This is a genomic window from Pseudolabrys sp. (genome assembly GCF_050250095.1).
Lineage (GTDB): Bacteria > Pseudomonadota > Alphaproteobacteria > Rhizobiales > Xanthobacteraceae > Pseudolabrys.
This window is the reverse complement of sequence record NZ_JBFWPH010000002.1, coordinates 1-16,471: the sequence shown is the minus strand read 5'-3', so window position 1 is coordinate 16,471 and position 16,471 is coordinate 1. Positions and strand designations below refer to the sequence as shown.

The 16,471-nt window shown below is 65.5% G+C and carries 11 protein-coding genes and 1 tRNA gene; 6 read left to right on the top strand and 6 right to left on the bottom strand.

Translation table 11 applies throughout. The features are described from left to right. Positions 1-5: 5 nt before the first annotated feature. Together AB7F10_RS05335 and AB7F10_RS05330 are read right to left on the bottom strand one after the other, a co-directional pair. A complete protein-coding gene (locus AB7F10_RS05335) occupies positions 6-4,907 on the bottom strand; it encodes a response regulator (RefSeq protein WP_428559952.1) in 4,902 nt (1,633 codons plus the stop codon). Positions 4,908-5,201: 294 nt separating this feature from the next. Next, complete coding sequence (locus tag AB7F10_RS05330) at positions 5,202-6,332, bottom strand: class I SAM-dependent methyltransferase (protein WP_428559954.1); 1,131 nt, start codon at positions 6,330-6,332, stop codon at positions 5,202-5,204. 156 nt (positions 6,333-6,488) lie between these two features. On the opposite strand from AB7F10_RS05330, the gene AB7F10_RS05325 reads away from it, so the two are divergent. Further along, positions 6,489-7,310, top strand: a complete 822-nt coding sequence (locus tag AB7F10_RS05325; protein WP_428559957.1) for an alpha/beta hydrolase — start codon at positions 6,489-6,491, stop codon at positions 7,308-7,310. A 2-nt stretch (positions 7,311-7,312) separates the two neighbouring features. On the opposite strand, the gene putA is transcribed toward AB7F10_RS05325, so the two are convergent. Continuing rightward, the gene (gene putA / locus AB7F10_RS05320; protein ID WP_428559959.1) at positions 7,313-10,369 is read right to left on the bottom strand and encodes a bifunctional proline dehydrogenase/L-glutamate gamma-semialdehyde dehydrogenase PutA; all 3,057 of its coding nucleotides are present in this window, start codon (positions 10,367-10,369) and stop codon (positions 7,313-7,315) included. 104 nt (positions 10,370-10,473) lie between these two features. Here putA and AB7F10_RS05315 point away from each other — a divergent pair, with 104 nt between their 5' ends. Next, positions 10,474-10,941: an Lrp/AsnC ligand binding domain-containing protein gene (locus AB7F10_RS05315; RefSeq protein WP_428559961.1), complete on the top strand. Its 468-nt coding sequence runs from the start codon at positions 10,474-10,476 to the stop codon at positions 10,939-10,941. 6 nt (positions 10,942-10,947) lie between these two features. Here AB7F10_RS05315 and AB7F10_RS05310 read toward each other — a convergent pair whose 3' ends face one another. Further along, a complete protein-coding gene (locus AB7F10_RS05310; protein WP_428559963.1) occupies positions 10,948-11,334 on the bottom strand; it encodes a gamma-butyrobetaine hydroxylase-like domain-containing protein in 387 nt (128 codons plus the stop codon). An 11-nt stretch (positions 11,335-11,345) separates the two neighbouring features. After that, positions 11,346-12,230 (bottom strand): substrate-binding domain-containing protein, encoded by an 885-nt coding sequence (locus AB7F10_RS05305; RefSeq protein ID WP_428559965.1) that lies wholly within the window; start codon positions 12,228-12,230, stop codon positions 11,346-11,348. A gap of 150 nt (positions 12,231-12,380) precedes the next feature. Here AB7F10_RS05305 and AB7F10_RS05300 point away from each other — a divergent pair, with 150 nt between their 5' ends. From AB7F10_RS05300 to AB7F10_RS05285, 4 genes are all read left to right on the top strand, one after another. Beyond that, entirely contained in the window at positions 12,381-13,082 is a 702-nt protein-coding gene (locus AB7F10_RS05300; RefSeq protein ID WP_428559967.1) for an EthD family reductase, read from the top strand. 333 nt (positions 13,083-13,415) lie between these two features. After that, a complete protein-coding gene (locus AB7F10_RS05295) occupies positions 13,416-14,366 on the top strand; it encodes a TRAP transporter substrate-binding protein (protein WP_428559969.1) in 951 nt (316 codons plus the stop codon). A 19-nt stretch (positions 14,367-14,385) separates the two neighbouring features. Next, positions 14,386-14,919 carry a TRAP transporter small permease gene (locus AB7F10_RS05290; RefSeq protein ID WP_428559971.1) on the top strand — a complete coding sequence of 178 codons (534 nt, stop codon included), beginning with the start codon at positions 14,386-14,388 and terminating at the stop codon, positions 14,917-14,919. 43 nt (positions 14,920-14,962) lie between these two features. Continuing rightward, positions 14,963-16,261, top strand: coding sequence for a TRAP transporter large permease (locus AB7F10_RS05285; RefSeq protein ID WP_428559973.1), 1,299 nt, complete (start codon positions 14,963-14,965; stop codon positions 16,259-16,261). Positions 16,262-16,317: 56 nt separating this feature from the next. On the opposite strand, the gene AB7F10_RS05280 is transcribed toward AB7F10_RS05285, so the two are convergent. Continuing rightward, positions 16,318-16,393 (bottom strand) — tRNA-Glu (locus AB7F10_RS05280). Positions 16,394-16,471: the final 78 nt, after the last annotated feature.

Below are 16,471 nucleotides of genomic sequence, written 5' to 3'. Positions count from 1 at the left end.
TCGGCCTAGCGGTGCAGCCAGCTTCGCAGCGTCGATAGCAACTGCTCGGTATCGACGGGCTTGGCGAGATAGTCCGAAGCGCCGGCATCGAGGCACTTCTCGCGATCGCCCTTCATCGCCTTCGCAGTCAGCGCGATGATCGGCAGGCGGCGCCACTCCGGCTTCTTGCGGATCAACGACATCGCCTGATAGCCATCCATCCCCGGCATCATGATGTCCATCAGCACCATCGCCGGCTCGAGACCGGATTCGAGCATCTGGATCGCCTCGGTGCCCGTGGTCGCCGCCTTGACCTTCATGCCGCGCCGCTCAAGCACGCTGCTGAGCGCAAACACGTTACGCGCGTCGTCGTCGACGATCAGCACGGTGCGCCCGGCGAGTTGCTCGTTTGAATCGTGCAGATTCTCCAGCATGCGCCGTTTTTCGGTGGGCAGGTCCGCGATCACGCGGTGCAGGAACAGCGCCGTCTCGTCCAGCAGCCGCTCCGGCGATTCGACCCCCTTCACCACGATGCTGCGCGCGATCGACTGCAGCCCGGTCTGTTCTTCCGCCGACAACTCGCGTCCCGTGAAGACCACGATCGGAATGCCGGAGAGATCGTCGTTGGCGCTGATGTCCTTCAGGAGATCGAAGCCGGACATGTCCGGCAAACGCAGGTCGAGAACGATGCAGTCGAACGCCTCGTCGCGCAGCTGCGCGAGACATTCGGCGCCGGTCGAGGCCATTTCGATTTCGATGTCGTCGTGGCCGAGCAGCGCCTGGATGCTCATCTGTTCGCCGACATTGTCCTCGACGACCAGCAGGCGCTTTTTCGGCTTCTTGATGTAGTGATGAATGCGCGAGAAGGCCGCTTCCAGGCGCTCGGAATCCGCTCCCTTCGTCAGGAACGAGAACGCGCCGCGCGCGAGCCCGTGCTGGTGCCCCTCGTCCGCCGTGACGATCTGAACCGGGATATGCCGCGTCGCCGGATCGCGCTTGAGCTGGCTGAGAACGTTCCAGCCGAGCGAGTCCTGCAGGAAGATATCGAGCGAAATGGCGCTCGGCTGATACTGGCTCACCAGCCCCGCGACATCCGCGCCGCGTGCAGTGACCAGCACCCGGAAGCCCTCGTCACGGGCGAGATCCATCAGGATGCGCGCGTAATGCGGGTCGTCCTCGGCGATCAGCAGAACGGGGTCGCCGGGCTGGATTTTCAACCGGTCGTCCGGCGGCGGTTCGACCGAACGGTCCGGCATCCGCTTCACTTCGAACTGGCTGATGATCTGCGGCGCCATCGGAGGCGCGAGACCCGGAGTCGTCGCCGGACCCGTGAAGGCGTTCGGCAGATAAAGCGTGAAGACGCTGCCCTCGCCCGGCGCGCTCTTCAGCGTCAACTCGCCGCCCAGCAGGCTCGCAAGCTCGCGGCAGATGGCGAGGCCGAGACCGGTGCCGCCGTATTTCCGGCTGGTGCCGGCGTCGGCCTGCTGGAACGCTTCGAAGATGATGCGCTGCTTCTCGGCCGGGATGCCGATGCCGGTGTCGCTGACCTCGAAGGCGACTACCATCGGCGCCTGATTGAGCGAGGCGTTGTGCGGATTCCAGCCGCCGACCGCCGCATAGACCGACAGGCGGACATTGCCCTCGTCGGTAAACTTGAACGCATTCGACATCAGGTTCTTCAGAACCTGCTGCAACCGCTTCGCATCCGTGATGATGTTGCGGCCAACCGACTGGTCGATCGTCACGTCGAATGCGAGATGACGGCGTTCCGATTCATGGTGGAACTGGCGCGACACCGCGTCGACGACGCCGGCGAGCGGCACCTCCTCGGCCTCGACTGTCACGGTTCCGGACTCGATCTTCGACAGGTCGAGAATGTCGGTGATGAGATGCAAAAGGTCGGTGCCCGCCGCATGGATCGTGCGTGAAAACTCGACTTGCTTGGAAACCAGATTGCCGTCGCTGTTGTCGGCGAGCTGCTGACTGAGGATCAGGATACTATTCAGCGGCGTGCGCAGCTCGTGCGACATGTTGGCGAGGAAGTCCGATTTGTACTTCGACGTCAGCGCCAGTTCGCCCGCCTTCTCCTCCAGCGCGAGACGCGCCTGCTCGATTTCGACGTTACTTTCGGCCAGCTGCTGTGCCTTCTGCTCGAGCTGGTCGTTGGTCTGCTGCAATTCGCTCTGCTGGGACTGCAGCTCCGCCGCGAGCTGCTGCGACTGCTTGAGCAGTCCCTCGGTCTGAGTCGTCGCCGCGATGCTGTTGAGCACCGTGCCGAAGCTGTCGGTGAGTTGCTCCAGAAAGGCGATCTGCAGCGTGTTGAACGTGTTGAGCGACGACAGTTCGATCACCGCGCGGAGCTGGTTCTCGAACAGGACGGGCAGAATGATGACGTTCTTCGGGGTCGCGGTGAACAGCGCCGAACTGATCGCGGTTCCGGCGGAAGTCAATTCGCTGATCAGCAGCCGGCGCTTGTCGATGGCGCACTGCCCGATCAGGCCGTCGCCGAAATTGAGCGTTTCGGGGTGGCTGTTCTCGGCGTCGTCGGCATAGCTCGCCATGAAGCGGAGGCAGCCGGCTTCCGAATTGTCGACGCGATAAATGACGCCGAGCTGCGCGCCGATCAGCGGCGTCAGCTCGGTCAGCAACAAGCGTCCGACGGTCGAGAAGTCACGCTGTCCCTGCAGCATGGTGGTGAACTTCGCGAGATTGGTCTTGAGCCAATCCTGCTCGGTGTTGCGCTCGGTCGTCAGGCGCAGGTTGCCGATCATAGTATTGATGTAGTCTTTGAGTTCGGCCACCTCGCCGCGCGCCTCGACCTGAATCGAGCGCGTCAGATCGCCCTTGGTGACGGCGGTCGCCACCTCGGCGATGGCACGGACCTGCGTCGTGAGGTTCGCCGCCAGCAGATTCACGTTGCCGGTCAGATCCTTCCAGGTGCCGGACGCGCCCGGCACGTTGGCCTGGCCGCCAAGCCGGCCTTCCACGCCGACCTCGCGCGCCACGGTCGTCACCTGATCAGCGAAGGTCGCGAGCGTCTCCATCATGTTGTTGATGGTTTCGGCAAGCGCCGCGACCTCGCCCTTCGACTGCACCGTCAACTCTTGTTTGAGGTCGCCGTTCGCGACCGCGGTCACCACCTTGACGATGCCGCGGACCTGCTCGGTCAGGTTCGCCGCCATGACGTTGACGGTGTCGGTCAAGTCCTTCCATGTGCCGCCGGCGCCAGGCACCTGCGCCTGACCGCCGAGCTTGCCGTCGGTGCCGACCTCGCGCGCCACGCGCGTCACTTCCGAGGCGAAGGCGTTGAGCTGGTCCACCATCGTATTGATGGTGTTTTTCAGCTCGAGAATTTCGCCCTTCACGTCGACCGTGATCTTGCGCGACAGATCGCCGCGCGCCACCGCCGTCGTCACTTCCGCGATGTTACGCACCTGCGTGGTGAGGTTGGCGCCGAGCAGATTGACGTTGTCGGTCAGGTCTTTCCAGGTGCCGGCGACGCCGGGCACATGGGCCTGACCGCCGAGCTTGCCGTCGGTGCCGACCTCGCGCGCCACGCGCGTGACTTCCGCCGCGAAGGAGCGCAACTGCTCGACCATCGTATTGAGCGTGTCCTTCAGCAGCAGCAGCTCGCCGCGCACGTCCACCGTGATCTTCTTCGACAGGTCGCCATTGGCGATGGCGGTCGCGACCTCCGCGATGTTGCGGACCTGGCCGGTCAGGTTGCTCGCCATCAGGTTGACGTTGTCGGTCAGGTCTTTCCACGTTCCGGCGACGCCCGGCACCTGTGCCTGACCGCCGAGCTTGCCTTCGGTGCCGACTTCGCGCGCAACGCGCGTCACCTCCCAGGCGAAGGCGTTGAGCTGATCGACCATCGTATTGATGGTGTCCTTCAGCTCGAGAATTTCGCCGCGCACGTCGACCGTGATCTTGCGCGACAGGTCGCCGCGCGCCACCGCGGTCGTGACTTCCGCGATACTGCGCACCTGATCGGTCAGATTGCTGGCCATCGAGTTGACGTTGTCGGTCAGGTCCTTCCACGTTCCCGCGACGCCCGGCACGATCGCCTGACCGCCGAGCTTGCCCTCGGTGCCCACCTCGCGCGCCACGCGCGTCACCTCGGAGGCGAAGGCGCGCAGCTGATCGACCATCGTGTTGATGGCCTCCTTGAGCTGGAGAATTTCGCCGCGCACGTCGACCGTGATCTTCTTCGACAGGTCGCCGTTGGCGACCGCGATCGTCACCTCCGCGATGTTGCGCACCTGGTCGGTCAGGTTGCTGGCCATCGAGTTCACGCTGTCGGTCAGCTCTTTCCACACGCCGCTGACCTCGCGCACCTTCGCCTGGCCGCCGAGCTTGCCTTCGGTGCCGACCTCGCGCGCCACGCGCGTCACTTCCGAGGTGAAGACGCCGAGCTGCTTGATCATCTTGTTGACGATGTCGGCGGAGCGCAGGAACTCGCCGCGCAGCGGCCGGCCGTCGACTTCAAGCCGCACCGTTTCCCGCAGGTCGCCCTGCGCGACGGCGGTGATCACCCGCGTCACCTCCGTGGTCGGCCACACCAGATCGTCGATCAGGGTGTTGACCGAGCTTTCCATTTCATCCCAGGACCCGCTCGACAGGCCGAACTTGACGCGCTGGCGCGTCTTGCCCTCGCGGCCGACGGTCTGGCCGACCCGCTCGAGCTGGTGGGCCATGCGCTGGTTCGCCGAGACGATGTCGTTGAAGGCATCCGCAATCTTGCCGAACAGGCCGACATGGTCGCTTGCCATGCGCACGGAAAAATCGCCGGCGCGCATCGCCTGCATGCTGCGCAGCAGATCCTGAAGGTCCTGTTGCTGCCTGAGGGCCTCGTCCACCACCGGGGCCGGCGGCTTCTTCCCCCGCGTCCCGTTCGCGCGCCCGGCCACCGCCTTCGACGACTGCATAGGTCTCTCCGATTGCTTCGGCGGATCGCTGCCGGCTGCCAGTCAAACGCTCATTGCGCAGTCAAAAGGCGGGCTCGCACCCGCGAGAAGCCGGGCATTTGTCTTTGAGAGATGCCGGTGCCCCACAGCCGTTTTTTTGACGCGTTTCCCTCACAATCGGCCGCAAAGGTGCAAATACGCCCGCGCGGAAAAAGTTCCCTCATTCCGGAAAAATATTCGCCGCCGGCGCGCGAGCGCAGCCGGCCCAAACGGCAGCCCAGCTAACCCATTGATTTTATTTAGACAGCCCGGAGGTCAGGGCGCGAGCTTCACGAGGCGCACATTGATCGATCCGAAGCGGAAGCCGACCTCGCAATAGGCCAGGTAGTACTCCCACATCCGGCGAAAGTGCTGGTCGAAGCCCAGCGGCTCGATTTTGGGCCAGGCCTGCAGGAAACGGCTGCGCCATTCGCGCAGCGTCTCGGCATAGCTGTCGCCGAACGACTCGCAATGCACGAGCCTGAGGCCGGCGCGGCGGACCTCCTTCTCGATGATCGAGAGGGTCGGCAGCATGCCGCCGGGGAAAATGTAGCGCTGGATGAAGTCCGGCGTCCGGCGGTAGGCCGTAAAGCGTTTTTCGTCGATGGTGATGATCTGCAGCACCGCCGAGCCGGTCTCGGTCAGCGACGACTTGATCTTGTCGAAATAGACCGGCCAGTAGCGCTCGCCGACCGCCTCGAACATCTCGATGGACGCGATGCGGTCGAACCGGCCGCCCACGTCGCGATAATCCTGCAAACGCAAATCCGCCCGCGGCGCTTCCGCGGCGAGGCGCTGCTGCGCATAGGCCAGTTGTTCGGTCGACAGCGTCAGACCGACGACGCTGCAATCCGCAACCTTGAGCATCTGCTCGGCCAGCGCGCCCCAGCCGCAGCCGATCTCCAGCACCTTTTCGCCGCCGGCAAGCTCCATCAGTTCGACGATGCGGGCGAGTTTCGCCTCCTGCGCGGCTTCGAGGCTGTTGGCGCCGTCGAAACGTGCCGACGAATAGTTCATGCCGCGGTCGAGCCACTGCTGATAGAACGCGTTGCCGAGATCGTAGTGCGCGGCGATATTGCGCCGCGAGCCGCGGCGCGTGTTGGCGCGCGACCAGTGCTGCAGCCGCGACCGGACAAAGGAGAGCCAGGACGGCGCCGCCTGCGCCGCAAAAGCCGCCTCGTTCTCCATGAAAAACTCGAAGAGGCGAACGAGATCGGGCGTCGACCAGTCGCCATCCAGATAGCCGTCGATGAAGCCGGTTTCGCCGTCGCGCAGGATGCGCCAGAGGCCGCGCCAGCGATGAACCTCGATCGCCGTCTCCGGCCCGCCGGCCGCGCCGGCGCGCTCTACGACCTCGCCCGAAGGCAGGACGATACGCAGGCGGCCTCGCTGGGGCACCGGAATCATCCGCAACGCGAATCGTGTGAAGAGTCGCGCCCGCAAACCCGTCGATTGTCTGTCGCCCCTGGCGGGCGATGGCGATTCGAGTGACATTTGCCCCCGGCGCATTATGAACGACCGAAACAGGCTTGTCAGCGGGGCCGGAACGGCGGGAGCAACATCATGGGCGGGGTCGCCTGGGGCGGCATGACGCGCGATCAGCTCGGCGCGGCTTATAATAATGGCGCGGCCTTTACCGACAGCGAGGAGCGGCTCGCCGGCTGGGAGGCCCGCACGGCCCGGTTGCGCGCGCACAGCGATCCCACCCTGCTCGACCGGCCCTATGGGCCGAAACCCCGCAACAAGATCGACATTTATCGCTGCGGCCGGCCCGGCGCGCCGCTGATGGTGTTCGTCCACGGCGGCTACTGGATGCGCAACAGCAAGGAGGTGTTCGGCTGCATGGCCGAAGGCCCACTGGCGCGCGGCATCGACGTTGCGATGGTCGGCTATACGCTCGCCCCGCAGGCCTCGCTCGCCGACATCGCCGACGAGATCCGCGCCGCGATGCGCTGGCTGCGCGACAACAACATTGCCACCGGCAAAACGATCCTCGCCGGCTGGTCGGCGGGCGGGCATCTCGCATCGCTCCTGCTCACGGAAACCGGTGCCGACGCCGGCCTCTCGATCAGCGGACTGTACGAGTTGGAGCCGTGCCGGCTGATCTACGTCAACGATACGCTGAAGCTGACAGCCGGCGACGTCGAGCAACTCAGTCCGCAACGGCAACTGCCGCGCCACTCGCCGCCGCTGATCGTCGCGCATGGCCTTGGCGAGCTGCCGGAGTTCCAGCGCCAGGCCCGCGACTATCACGCCGCACGCCGCGCCGCGGGGCTGCCGTCCGAGCTGCTGGCGCTCGACGGCCACGATCATTATTCGATCATGGAGGAGCTGGCGCGGCCCGACGGCAAGCTGACCGCTGCGCTCGAACGCCTCGCCCGCTGAGTTTACGCGATCTGCACCAAGAGGCTGGCATTGCCGCCGGCGGCGGCAGTGTTGGTCGTCACCGTCTGCTCGGCGGCAAAGCGCGGCAGGTAATGCGGCCCGCCGGCTTTCGGGCCGGTGCCGGACAGGCCGGCGCCGCCGAACGGCTGGGTGCCGACCACCGCCCCGATCATGTTGCGGTTCACATAGACATTGCCGTTGGCCAGGCGCGCGACGACGCGGTCCGCCGTCCGGTCGATGCGCGACTGGATGCCGAGCGTGAGCGCCGTGCCGTTGGCGGCGATGCCGTCGAGCAGGACATCGAGTTCGTTCGCGCGCCAGCGCACCACATGGAGCATAGGGCCGAACACTTCTTCGGTGAGATCGCCTGCTGCGCCAAGCTCGATAATCGCCGGCGCGACATAGGTTCCCGCGAGCGGCAGCTTGCGCGCGGCGTCCCAGCGGAAACGCACCCGCCCCGCCTTCTCCATCGCGGCAAGCCAGGCCTCGAGCCTGTCTTTGGCCTCGCGGTCGATCACCGGGCCGACATGGGTGCCGATGTCGCGCGGATCGCCCACGGCAAGCTCGGCGGCCGCGCCCGCGATCATCGCGAGGACATGATCCGCGATGTCATCCTGCACGCAGAGCAATCGCAGCGCGGAGCAACGCTGTCCGGCCGACCGGAACGCCGAGATGATGACATCGTCGGTCACCTGTTCCGGCAGCGCAGAGGCATCGACGATCATCGCATTGATGCCGCCGGTTTCTGCGATCAGCGGCACGATAGGTCCGGACTTGGCCGCAAGCGCGCGGTTAATGGCCTGCGCCACCTCGGTCGAGCCGGTGAAAGCGACGCCGGCGATGCGCGGATCGGCGGTGAGCGCCGCGCCCACCTTGCCGTCACCGGGCACAAGATGAAGCGCCGAGACAGGAATACCGCAGTGATGCAGCAGCGGGACCACCTCCGCGGCGATCAGCGGTGTCTGTTCGGCGGGCTTCGCGATCACCGCGTTGCCGGCGACCAGCGCCGCGGCGACCTGCCCGGTGAAGATCGCCAGCGGAAAATTCCACGGGCTGATGCAGACGAACACGCCGCGGCCGCGGCTGCGCAGTTCGTTGGCCTCGCCGGTCGGCCCCGGCAGTGCGCGCGGCGCCAGCGTCTCGCGCGCCTGCACCGCATAGTAACGGCAGAAGTCGGCGGCCTCGCGCACCTCGGCCAGCGCATCGTCGAGCGTCTTGCCGCCTTCCGCCTGCAACAGCGCGATCAGCCGCGCGCGTTCGTCCTCGATGGCGTCGGCGGCGCGTTCGAGGATCGCGGCTCGCCGGTTGAGCGGCGTCGCGTTCCACGCGGCAAAGCCCGCAAGCGCCGCAGCAACCGCGCGGCGGGCCGTCTCGTCATCGCCCTCATGCACCGTGCCGATCGCCTTGCCGTCAATGGGCGACAGCACCGGGCGGCTTGGACGCGCGGTCTCCGCCTTGCCGCCGATCAATGGCGCAGCAAGGCCCGGTTTCACCGCGCCGGCAACGCTGCCGAGCAGTTCATCGAGCGCCGCGCGGTCGCCGAACTCGACGCCGCGCGAGCCTTTGCGCGCCGGCGCATAAAGATCGCGCGGCATCGGCAGACGTGGATGGCGGGCCTCGCCGGCGGAACGGATAATCTCGCGGGGCGGGACCACAAGCTGCGCGGGCGGAATGCCCGCGTCCGACACCTGCGCGACGAAAGAGGAATTCGCGCCGTTCTCCAGCAGCCGGCGCACCAGATAGGCGAGCAGATCCTTGTGGCTGCCGACCGGCGCATAGATGCGGCACGCGGCTTCGCGGTGCGCGTCGAGCAGCGCCTCGTAGAGCGCCTCGCCCATGCCCTGCAGCCGCTGGAATTCGTAGCCCTCGTAGCCGCCGGCCATCTCCGCGACCGTCGCAACGGTGAGCGCGTTGTGGGTGGCGAATTGCGGAAACAGCCGCGGCCGCGCCGCGAGCAAACGGTGCGCGCAGGCCTCATAAGACAGATCCGTCATCGCCTTGCGGCTGAACACCGGATAGTCGGCAAGGCCGCGTTCCTGCGCGCGCTTGATCTCGGTATCCCAATAGGCGCCCTTCACCAGGCGCACGGACAGCTTGCGGTTTGTGGCCCGCGCCTGTTCGTCGGCCCAGGCCACCACATCGACCGCGCGCTTCTGATAGGCCTGCACCGCGAGGCCGAAGCCCTCCCAGCCCGCAAGCGAGGAGTCCGCCAGCACGCCGCCGATCACGTCGAGCGAGAGTTCGAGACGGTCGGCTTCCTCCGCGTCGATGGTCAGGTTGATGTCGTGGCGCTTCGCAAGCTGCGCCAGTTCGATCACCTTCGGCGTCAGTTCGCGCAGCACGCGCTCGCGCGACAGCGGCTCGTAGCGCGGATGCAGCGCGGAGAGTTTCACCGACACGCTGGCGCGCGCGGTCGCCGCGCCCGGTGCGGCGGCGGCGCCCACCGCCGCGATGGCCGACGCATAGGCGTCGAAATAGCGCGCGGCGTCCGCCGCCGTGCGCGCCCCCTCGCCCAGCATGTCGAACGAATAGCGGTAGCGCGGCGCATCGGCCGCCCGCGCCAGCGCATCCCCGATCGTCTCGCCGAGCACGAAATGCGCGCCGAGCAACCGCATCAACTGCCGCGCGGCGGCGCGCACCGCCGGAAAGCCGAGCCGCCGGATCATGCCGGAGACGATGCTGTGCGGCTCGTCGGCGCTTTCGACCACGCGGGCGGTCGCGCCCAGCGTCCATGACAGCGCCGCCAGCACCGTGGAGGAATGTTCCGTGTCGCGCGTCCAGTCGCCGGCGCGCAGCTTGTCGGCAATCAGCAGGTCGGAGGTCGCGCCATCGGGCACGCGCAGCAACGCTTCGGCGAGCGACATCAGCGCCAAGCCCTCGTCGGTCGAGAGCGAATAGGCGTGCAGCACGGCTTCGACGTCAGGCACCAGATGCACGGAGGCGCGGATCGCCTCGATCAGGCGGACCGCTTCCGCCTGCGCGCGGTCGCTTGGGCCAGCGCCGCTCTTGAGAAATTCGGCGGCAAGCTTGTCGTCCGGAGGCGCGAAATCCATCCGCATCGGATTTTTCCCTGGTTGCAGCACTCCGTTACGCCGACCCCGATAGTGACACCATCCATATTTTTGTGATAAAATTAGTGAATTCCACTACTATAGAAGTTTTCATGGCTGAAATCACTATCGATAAAACGGACCGACGGCTGCTGTCGCTGCTGCAGGAGGACGGCCGCATCACCGTGGTCGACCTTGCGGAGAAACTTGGCCTGTCGCCGACCGCGGCGACCGAACGGTTGCGCCGCTTGACCCGCGACAACTACATCCTCGGCTATCACGCGCGGCTGAACCCGGAGAAGCTCGCGCGCGGGTTGCTCGTCTTCATCGAGGTGAAGCTCGACCGCACCACGCCCGATGTGTTCGAGCGGTTCGCCCGCGCGGTCGTGCGCGCGCCGGAGGTCATGGAGTGCCACATGGTCGCCGGCGGCTTCGACTATCTGGTCAAGACCCGCGTCGCCGACATGACGGCCTACCGCACCTTCCTCGCCGACGTGCTGCTGTCGCTGCCGGGTGTGCGCGAAACGCACACCTTCGCGGTGATGGAAGAGGTCAAGAACTCGGCCGCGCTGCCGTTCTGAACGCCACTAGTGGCGGCGTATTGCCGGCGCTTCGCGCGTGAGGTTTTTCGACGCAAGCTCGTCGAGATAGTCCTGCCAGTACTGAGCGTGGTTGCGGCCGAGCTCGCGCAGATACGGCCAGTCGAAAATGCCGGTCGAATGCATGTCGTCGAAACCGAGCCGCACGGCGTAATTGCCGACCGGAATGACCTCGAGGATCATCACGTTCTTCTTGCCGGGCACGGTCTTGCGCTCGTCCGGCGAATGGCCCTGCACTTCCGCGCTCGGGCTTTTCACCCGCAGATATTCGGCCGGCAGGTCGAAGCTCTCGCCGTTGTCGAAGGCGATCGTCAAAGTCTTGCGGTCCTTGTGCAGCCGCAATTCGGTCGGCCAAGCCTGTTCGGACGTCGTCATTTCACTTCCACCTAGTTCACGAAACGCACCGCGCCGCTGCCGGCGATGTCGTAGCCGCCCATCTCGCCGGCCTGCGCGGCGAAGGCGCTCGAGCGCAGGAACGCCATCAGCGTCTGCACCGGCACGCCGAAATAATCGCGCTGCCGCATGACAAGGTCGAACCGCTCCCAGATCAGCGGCACGAAATGCAGCCCAGCCGCGTCGGCGACCGCGCGGGTGGCAATGCCGCAATCGGCGCGTCCGGCGCGGACCACCTGAGCGAGATCGGGGCCGGTGGCGGCCGGCGTGTCGGCCGCGTTCAGCCGCTCGAAGGCGATCCCGGCGCGCCGCAGCAGGCCGAGCAGCAGAAGCTGCGCGCCGGCGCCTTTCGGCCGCACCGCCATGCGCGCGTTGCCTTTGACCGCATCGTCGATGGTCTTGATCTTCAGCGGGTTGCCGCGCGCCAGCAGAAGCCCCTGCTCGCGCCGGCAGAATGCGATCAGCACCGCGTCATGGAAACGCCCTTGCGCGCGGATCGCCGCCACATTGGCGTCGGCCTCGATATCGTCGAGCGCATGCAGATGAATGCCGGCCGCCATCACGCCGCCGCCGGCGAACCGTTCGAGGCCGGCTTCGCTGCCGACCGGCAAGGAGGCAAGCCCGCAACCGCTTTCGCGCAGCGCCCATTCAAGCAGCGGGTCGTGGCTGCCGCCGACAATCGGCGGCGCCTGGCGCGGCGCCATGCCGTCCGGCCGCACCACGCTGGCCGCGAGCCACTGGTCGAGTTCGTCCTTGGGAAACAGCCAGCGCCCGGTCACCTTGGTGCAGGGCACGCTGCCTTCCGCGACCATCTCGTAGATCTTGCGCTCCTTGAGGCGGAGATAGTCGGCCGCTTCCGAGGTGGTCAGCAATTCCATCGCTTCAAAACCTGCTTACGCCTGCGTCTGTTTGCAGCGTTTTCAGGATCGGCAAAATCCGGGCAAATGACAAGGGCGGCGGCTCGCGCTTTCGCGGCGGCCCCATGGCCGCTAGGGTCGAGAACCGCTCATTGACCGCAGCGAAACCGCATGACCGCTTCCCCGCTCACGACGCTCTTTATCCTCTCCCGCGCGCCGGGATTGACGGTCACCGCGAGCGACCGTGCCGGCATCGCCGCTGCGCTGGACGGTATCGCCGGCCTCACCCGCGCCCGCCTGATGACGCCGGACCGCACGCCGGCGGACCAGCCTTTCGCCAAGGACGGCAGCGGGCCCGATCTCGCGCTCCAGCTTACCTTCGACGCGCCCGCGGCGGCGCAGGCGGCGCTGCGGGCGGACAGTCCGCTTGCCCGTCTGCCGGTGTTGCGAGACCTGCCACCGGACAACGTCGCGCATGAACTGATGACAGCGCGCGTGTTCCCGACCGGCGCGCCGCCGCCCGTCGATCCGTTCCTGACATTCTTCGTCAGCTATCGCGGCCCGGCGCAAGATCCGCAGGCGTGGCTCGATCACTACGACCAGCATCACCCGCCGATCATGGTGCGGTTTCCGGGAATCCGCGAAGTCGAAACCTATCGCCCGATGGAATGGACGAGCGGCCTGCCTTACGCGCGCGCAGGCTCGCTGCAGCGGAACAAGGTGGTGTTCGCGTCGCTGGCCGATCTCATTGCCGCGCTCGCCTCGCCGGTGATGGCCGAGATGCGTGCGGACATGGCGCAGTTCCCGCCGTTCACGGTCGGCAACACCCATTTCCCGATGACGACGTGGCGGATCGCGGGACGCGACGTCTAGCGGCGCCGGCCGGCACGCGCCTAGTGGACCGCGCGCCTGTTCCGTTCGTGTTGCAATGCAATCTCTTTGAACCCGGCGCGAACGTAGCGGCGCTGTCGTCTGCCGCGACATCGCGGCCGCCGATGCGACGAGATGACCCATAATGCCGGCGCGATCGCTGCAATCGCCTCGCCGTCGATATTTTCTGCAAGTGTCGCGCTTCGCAAAATATTCGAAATTTTATTGACAACCGTTCGACCCTCGGACCATGCTGATGCCTTCGCCGGCCCATTGTCCCAATGCCAAAAGGGGAAACCGATGCGTCACCTCCTTCTCGCGTCAGCATGCGCCCTCATGATCTTGTCGACTCCTGCGCAGGCGCAGCAGCCGATCGTCATCAAGTACAGCCATGTGAACACCGACAACACGCCCAAGGGCGTGGCCGCGCTCAAATTCAAGGAGCTTGCGGAGAAGTATCTCGGCAACAAGGTGAAGGTCGAGGTCTTCCCGAACTCGACGCTGTTCGGCGACGCACAGGAAATGGAAGCGTTGCTGCTGAACGACGTGCAGATCATCGCGCCGTCGCTCTCGAAATTCGAGCGTTACACCGACAAGCTGCAGCTGTTCGATCTTCCGTTCCTGTTCAAGAACGTGGACGCGGTCACCCGCTTCCAGCAGGGCAAGGAAGGCCAGGAACTGCTCAACTCGATCCGCAACCGCGGCTACACCGGCCTCGGCTACATCCAGAACGGGATGAAGCAGATGTCGGCCAACCGCGAGATTCACATGCCGGTCGATGCAAAGGGCCTGCGCATCCGCATCCAGCCGTCCAAGGTTATCGAAGCGCAGTACCAGGCGGTCGGCGCCGTGCCGCAGAAGCTCGCCTTCTCCGAAGTCTACCAGGCGCTGCAGACCGGCGTGGTCAACGGCCAGGAAAACAGCTGGACCAGCATCTACACGATGAAGTTCTACGAGGTGCAGCCCTACATCGTCGAAAGCAACCACGGCATGATGAGCTTCATGGTGACGGTTTCGACGCGCTGGTGGGACAAGCTGCCGCCGGATGTCCGCGAGGGCCTCGCCCGCGCCATCAAGGAGTCGTCCGCCGAAGCCAACAACATGGCGAACAAGATGCACCAGGACAACAAGAAGAAGATCGTCGAGTCGGGCAAGTCGCAGATCATCACCCTGTCCGACAAGGAACACGACGCCTGGCAGAAAGCGATGTCGCCGGTCTGGACGAAGTTCGAGAAGGCGATCGGCAAGGATCTGATCGAGGCCGCCCGCAAGGCCAATTCGGGCTGACGGCGCGCGGACCTCGTCAATGAATCCAAGGATTATCGACAGGCTGGAGGAAGGCGCGATCGCCTTCCTCCTTGCCGCGATGACGCTGATCACCGTCGTTCAGGTGGTCATGCGCTATGTCTTCAACAGCTCGATCCTGTGGGGCATCGAAGCCACGACCTATCTGTTCGGCTGGCTGGTGCTGATCGGGATTTCCTACGGGATCAAGGTCGGCTCCCACATCGGCGTCGACGCGCTGGTCAATACGCTCCCCAAGAACGGCAAGCGAATCGCGGGCGTGATCTCGGGCCTGCTCTGCATCGTCTATGCCATCCTCATGCTGATCGGCAGCTGGAACTACTTCGAGACGGTCTACGACATCGGCGTGACCGGCGAAGACATCCCGATCCAGCGCTGGATTCTCATCATCATCCTGCCGGTCGGATTCCTGCTGCTGCTGTACCGCCTGATCCAGATGACATGGCGCATCGTGCGCGGCGAGGAAGCAGGCTTCAAGCTCGGCGACGAGGCGGCAGAGTCGATCCGGCAATACCAGGACAAGGGCACGTCGTAATGCCTGCGCGCAGGACTTGCTCGCGCCGGGGAGCGCGCCATTCATGACCACAATCTTCCTGATCACGTCCCTGTTCGCGTTGCTGCTGCTTGGCGTGCCGATCGCGATCTCGCTCGGCCTCGCGAGCGTTCTGACCATCCTGCTTTTCACGCCGACATCGCTGGCCTCGATCGCGCTGAAGTTCTTCGCGACGATGGAGCACTACACGCTGATGTCGATGCCGTTTTTCATCCTCGCCAGCGCCTACATGACGAGCGGCGGCATCGCGCGGCGGCTGATCGATTTCGCGACCGCCGCCGTGGGCCATGTGCCGGGTGGACTCGCCGTCGGCTCGGTGTTTGCCTGCATGCTGTTCGCGGCGATTTCCGGTTCGTCGCCGGCTACCGTGGCGGCGATCGGCTCGATCGTCATCGCCGGCATGATCCGCACCGGCTACCCGCCAACATTCGCGGCGGGCGTCATCTGCTGCGCCGGTACGCTCGGCATCCTGATTCCGCCGTCGATTCCGATGATCGCCTATTCGGCGACCACCGAAAGCTCGGTCGGCCGCCTGTTCCTCGCGGGTTTCTTCCCCGGCATCCTGCTCAGCGTCCTGCTGATGGTGACGGTCTACATCTATGCGCGCTGGATCGGGCTGCCGCGGCTGCCTAAGGCGTCGTGGCGCGAGCTGATGGTCCAGGCGCGCAAGTCGATCTGGGGTATCCTGCTGATCTTCATCATCATGGGCGGCATCTATGGCGGCGCGTTCACGCCGACCGAGGCCGCGGCGGTTTCCGCCGTCTACGCCTTCATCGTCGCCACCTGGGTCTACAAGGACTGCCCGCTGAAGGATTCACCGAAGGTCCTGCTGGAAGCCGGCAAGGTAACGGTGATGCTGCTGTTCATCGTCGGCAATGCGTTCCTGTTCGCGCATGTGCTGACGTCGGAACGGATTCCCGAAGCGCTGGCGATGAAACTGATCTCGGTCAATCTCGAGCCGTGGCTTTTCCTCGTCCTGCTGAACGTCCTGCTGCTGATCGCCGGCAACTTCATGGAGCCGGTCGCCATCATTCTCATCCTGTCGCCGGTCATCGTGCCGGTTGCGGCGCAGCTCGGCATCGATCCGATCCACCTCGGCATCGTCTTTGTCGTGAACATGGAAATCGGCATGATCACGCCGCCGGTGGGGCTCAACCTGTTCGTCACCTCCGGCATCACCGGCATGAACATCCTGACGGTGGCGCGCGCCTCGCTGCCGTGGCTGGCGCTGCTGCTGGCCTTCCTGATGCTGGTGACCTATGTGCCGTGGATTTCGACCTGGGTGCCCGACCTGTTCCTCGGCCCCGAAATACACGGGAAATGAGGGAGGATCGCCGGCCGACCTGCGGCGCGGGGTCCAAATGCAGCGTAGCGGAGGAATGGCGCTCCCTACGGGAATCGAACCCGTGTTTCAGCCTTGAGAGGGCCGCGTCCTAGACCGCTAGACGAAGGGAGCGTCGGCCGTCTCGATAGCCGCGATCCGGCGGGAGGGCAAGCACCCCGAAGCCGCGCGGTTAAGGCGCTGCCCGCAGCC

Excerpts from the sequence above, each read along its gene's own strand:
- AB7F10_RS05335 (WP_428559952.1), bottom strand. The coding sequence starts at position 4,907 with ATGCAGTCGTCGAAGGCGGTGGCCGGGCGCGCGAACGGGACGCGGGGG.
- AB7F10_RS05330 (WP_428559954.1), bottom strand. The coding sequence starts at position 6,332 with ATGATTCCGGTGCCCCAGCGAGGCCGCCTGCGTATCGTCCTGCCTTCG.
- AB7F10_RS05325 (WP_428559957.1), top strand. The coding sequence starts at position 6,489 with ATGGGCGGGGTCGCCTGGGGCGGCATGACGCGCGATCAGCTCGGCGCG.
- putA (WP_428559959.1), bottom strand. The coding sequence starts at position 10,369 with ATGCGGATGGATTTCGCGCCTCCGGACGACAAGCTTGCCGCCGAATTT.
- AB7F10_RS05315 (WP_428559961.1), top strand. The coding sequence starts at position 10,474 with ATGGCTGAAATCACTATCGATAAAACGGACCGACGGCTGCTGTCGCTG.
- AB7F10_RS05310 (WP_428559963.1), bottom strand. The coding sequence starts at position 11,334 with ATGACGACGTCCGAACAGGCTTGGCCGACCGAATTGCGGCTGCACAAG.
- AB7F10_RS05305 (WP_428559965.1), bottom strand. The coding sequence starts at position 12,230 with ATGGAATTGCTGACCACCTCGGAAGCGGCCGACTATCTCCGCCTCAAG.
- AB7F10_RS05300 (WP_428559967.1), top strand. The coding sequence starts at position 12,381 with ATGACCGCTTCCCCGCTCACGACGCTCTTTATCCTCTCCCGCGCGCCG.
- AB7F10_RS05295 (WP_428559969.1), top strand. The coding sequence starts at position 13,416 with ATGATCTTGTCGACTCCTGCGCAGGCGCAGCAGCCGATCGTCATCAAG.
- AB7F10_RS05290 (WP_428559971.1), top strand. The coding sequence starts at position 14,386 with ATGAATCCAAGGATTATCGACAGGCTGGAGGAAGGCGCGATCGCCTTC.
- AB7F10_RS05285 (WP_428559973.1), top strand. The coding sequence starts at position 14,963 with ATGACCACAATCTTCCTGATCACGTCCCTGTTCGCGTTGCTGCTGCTT.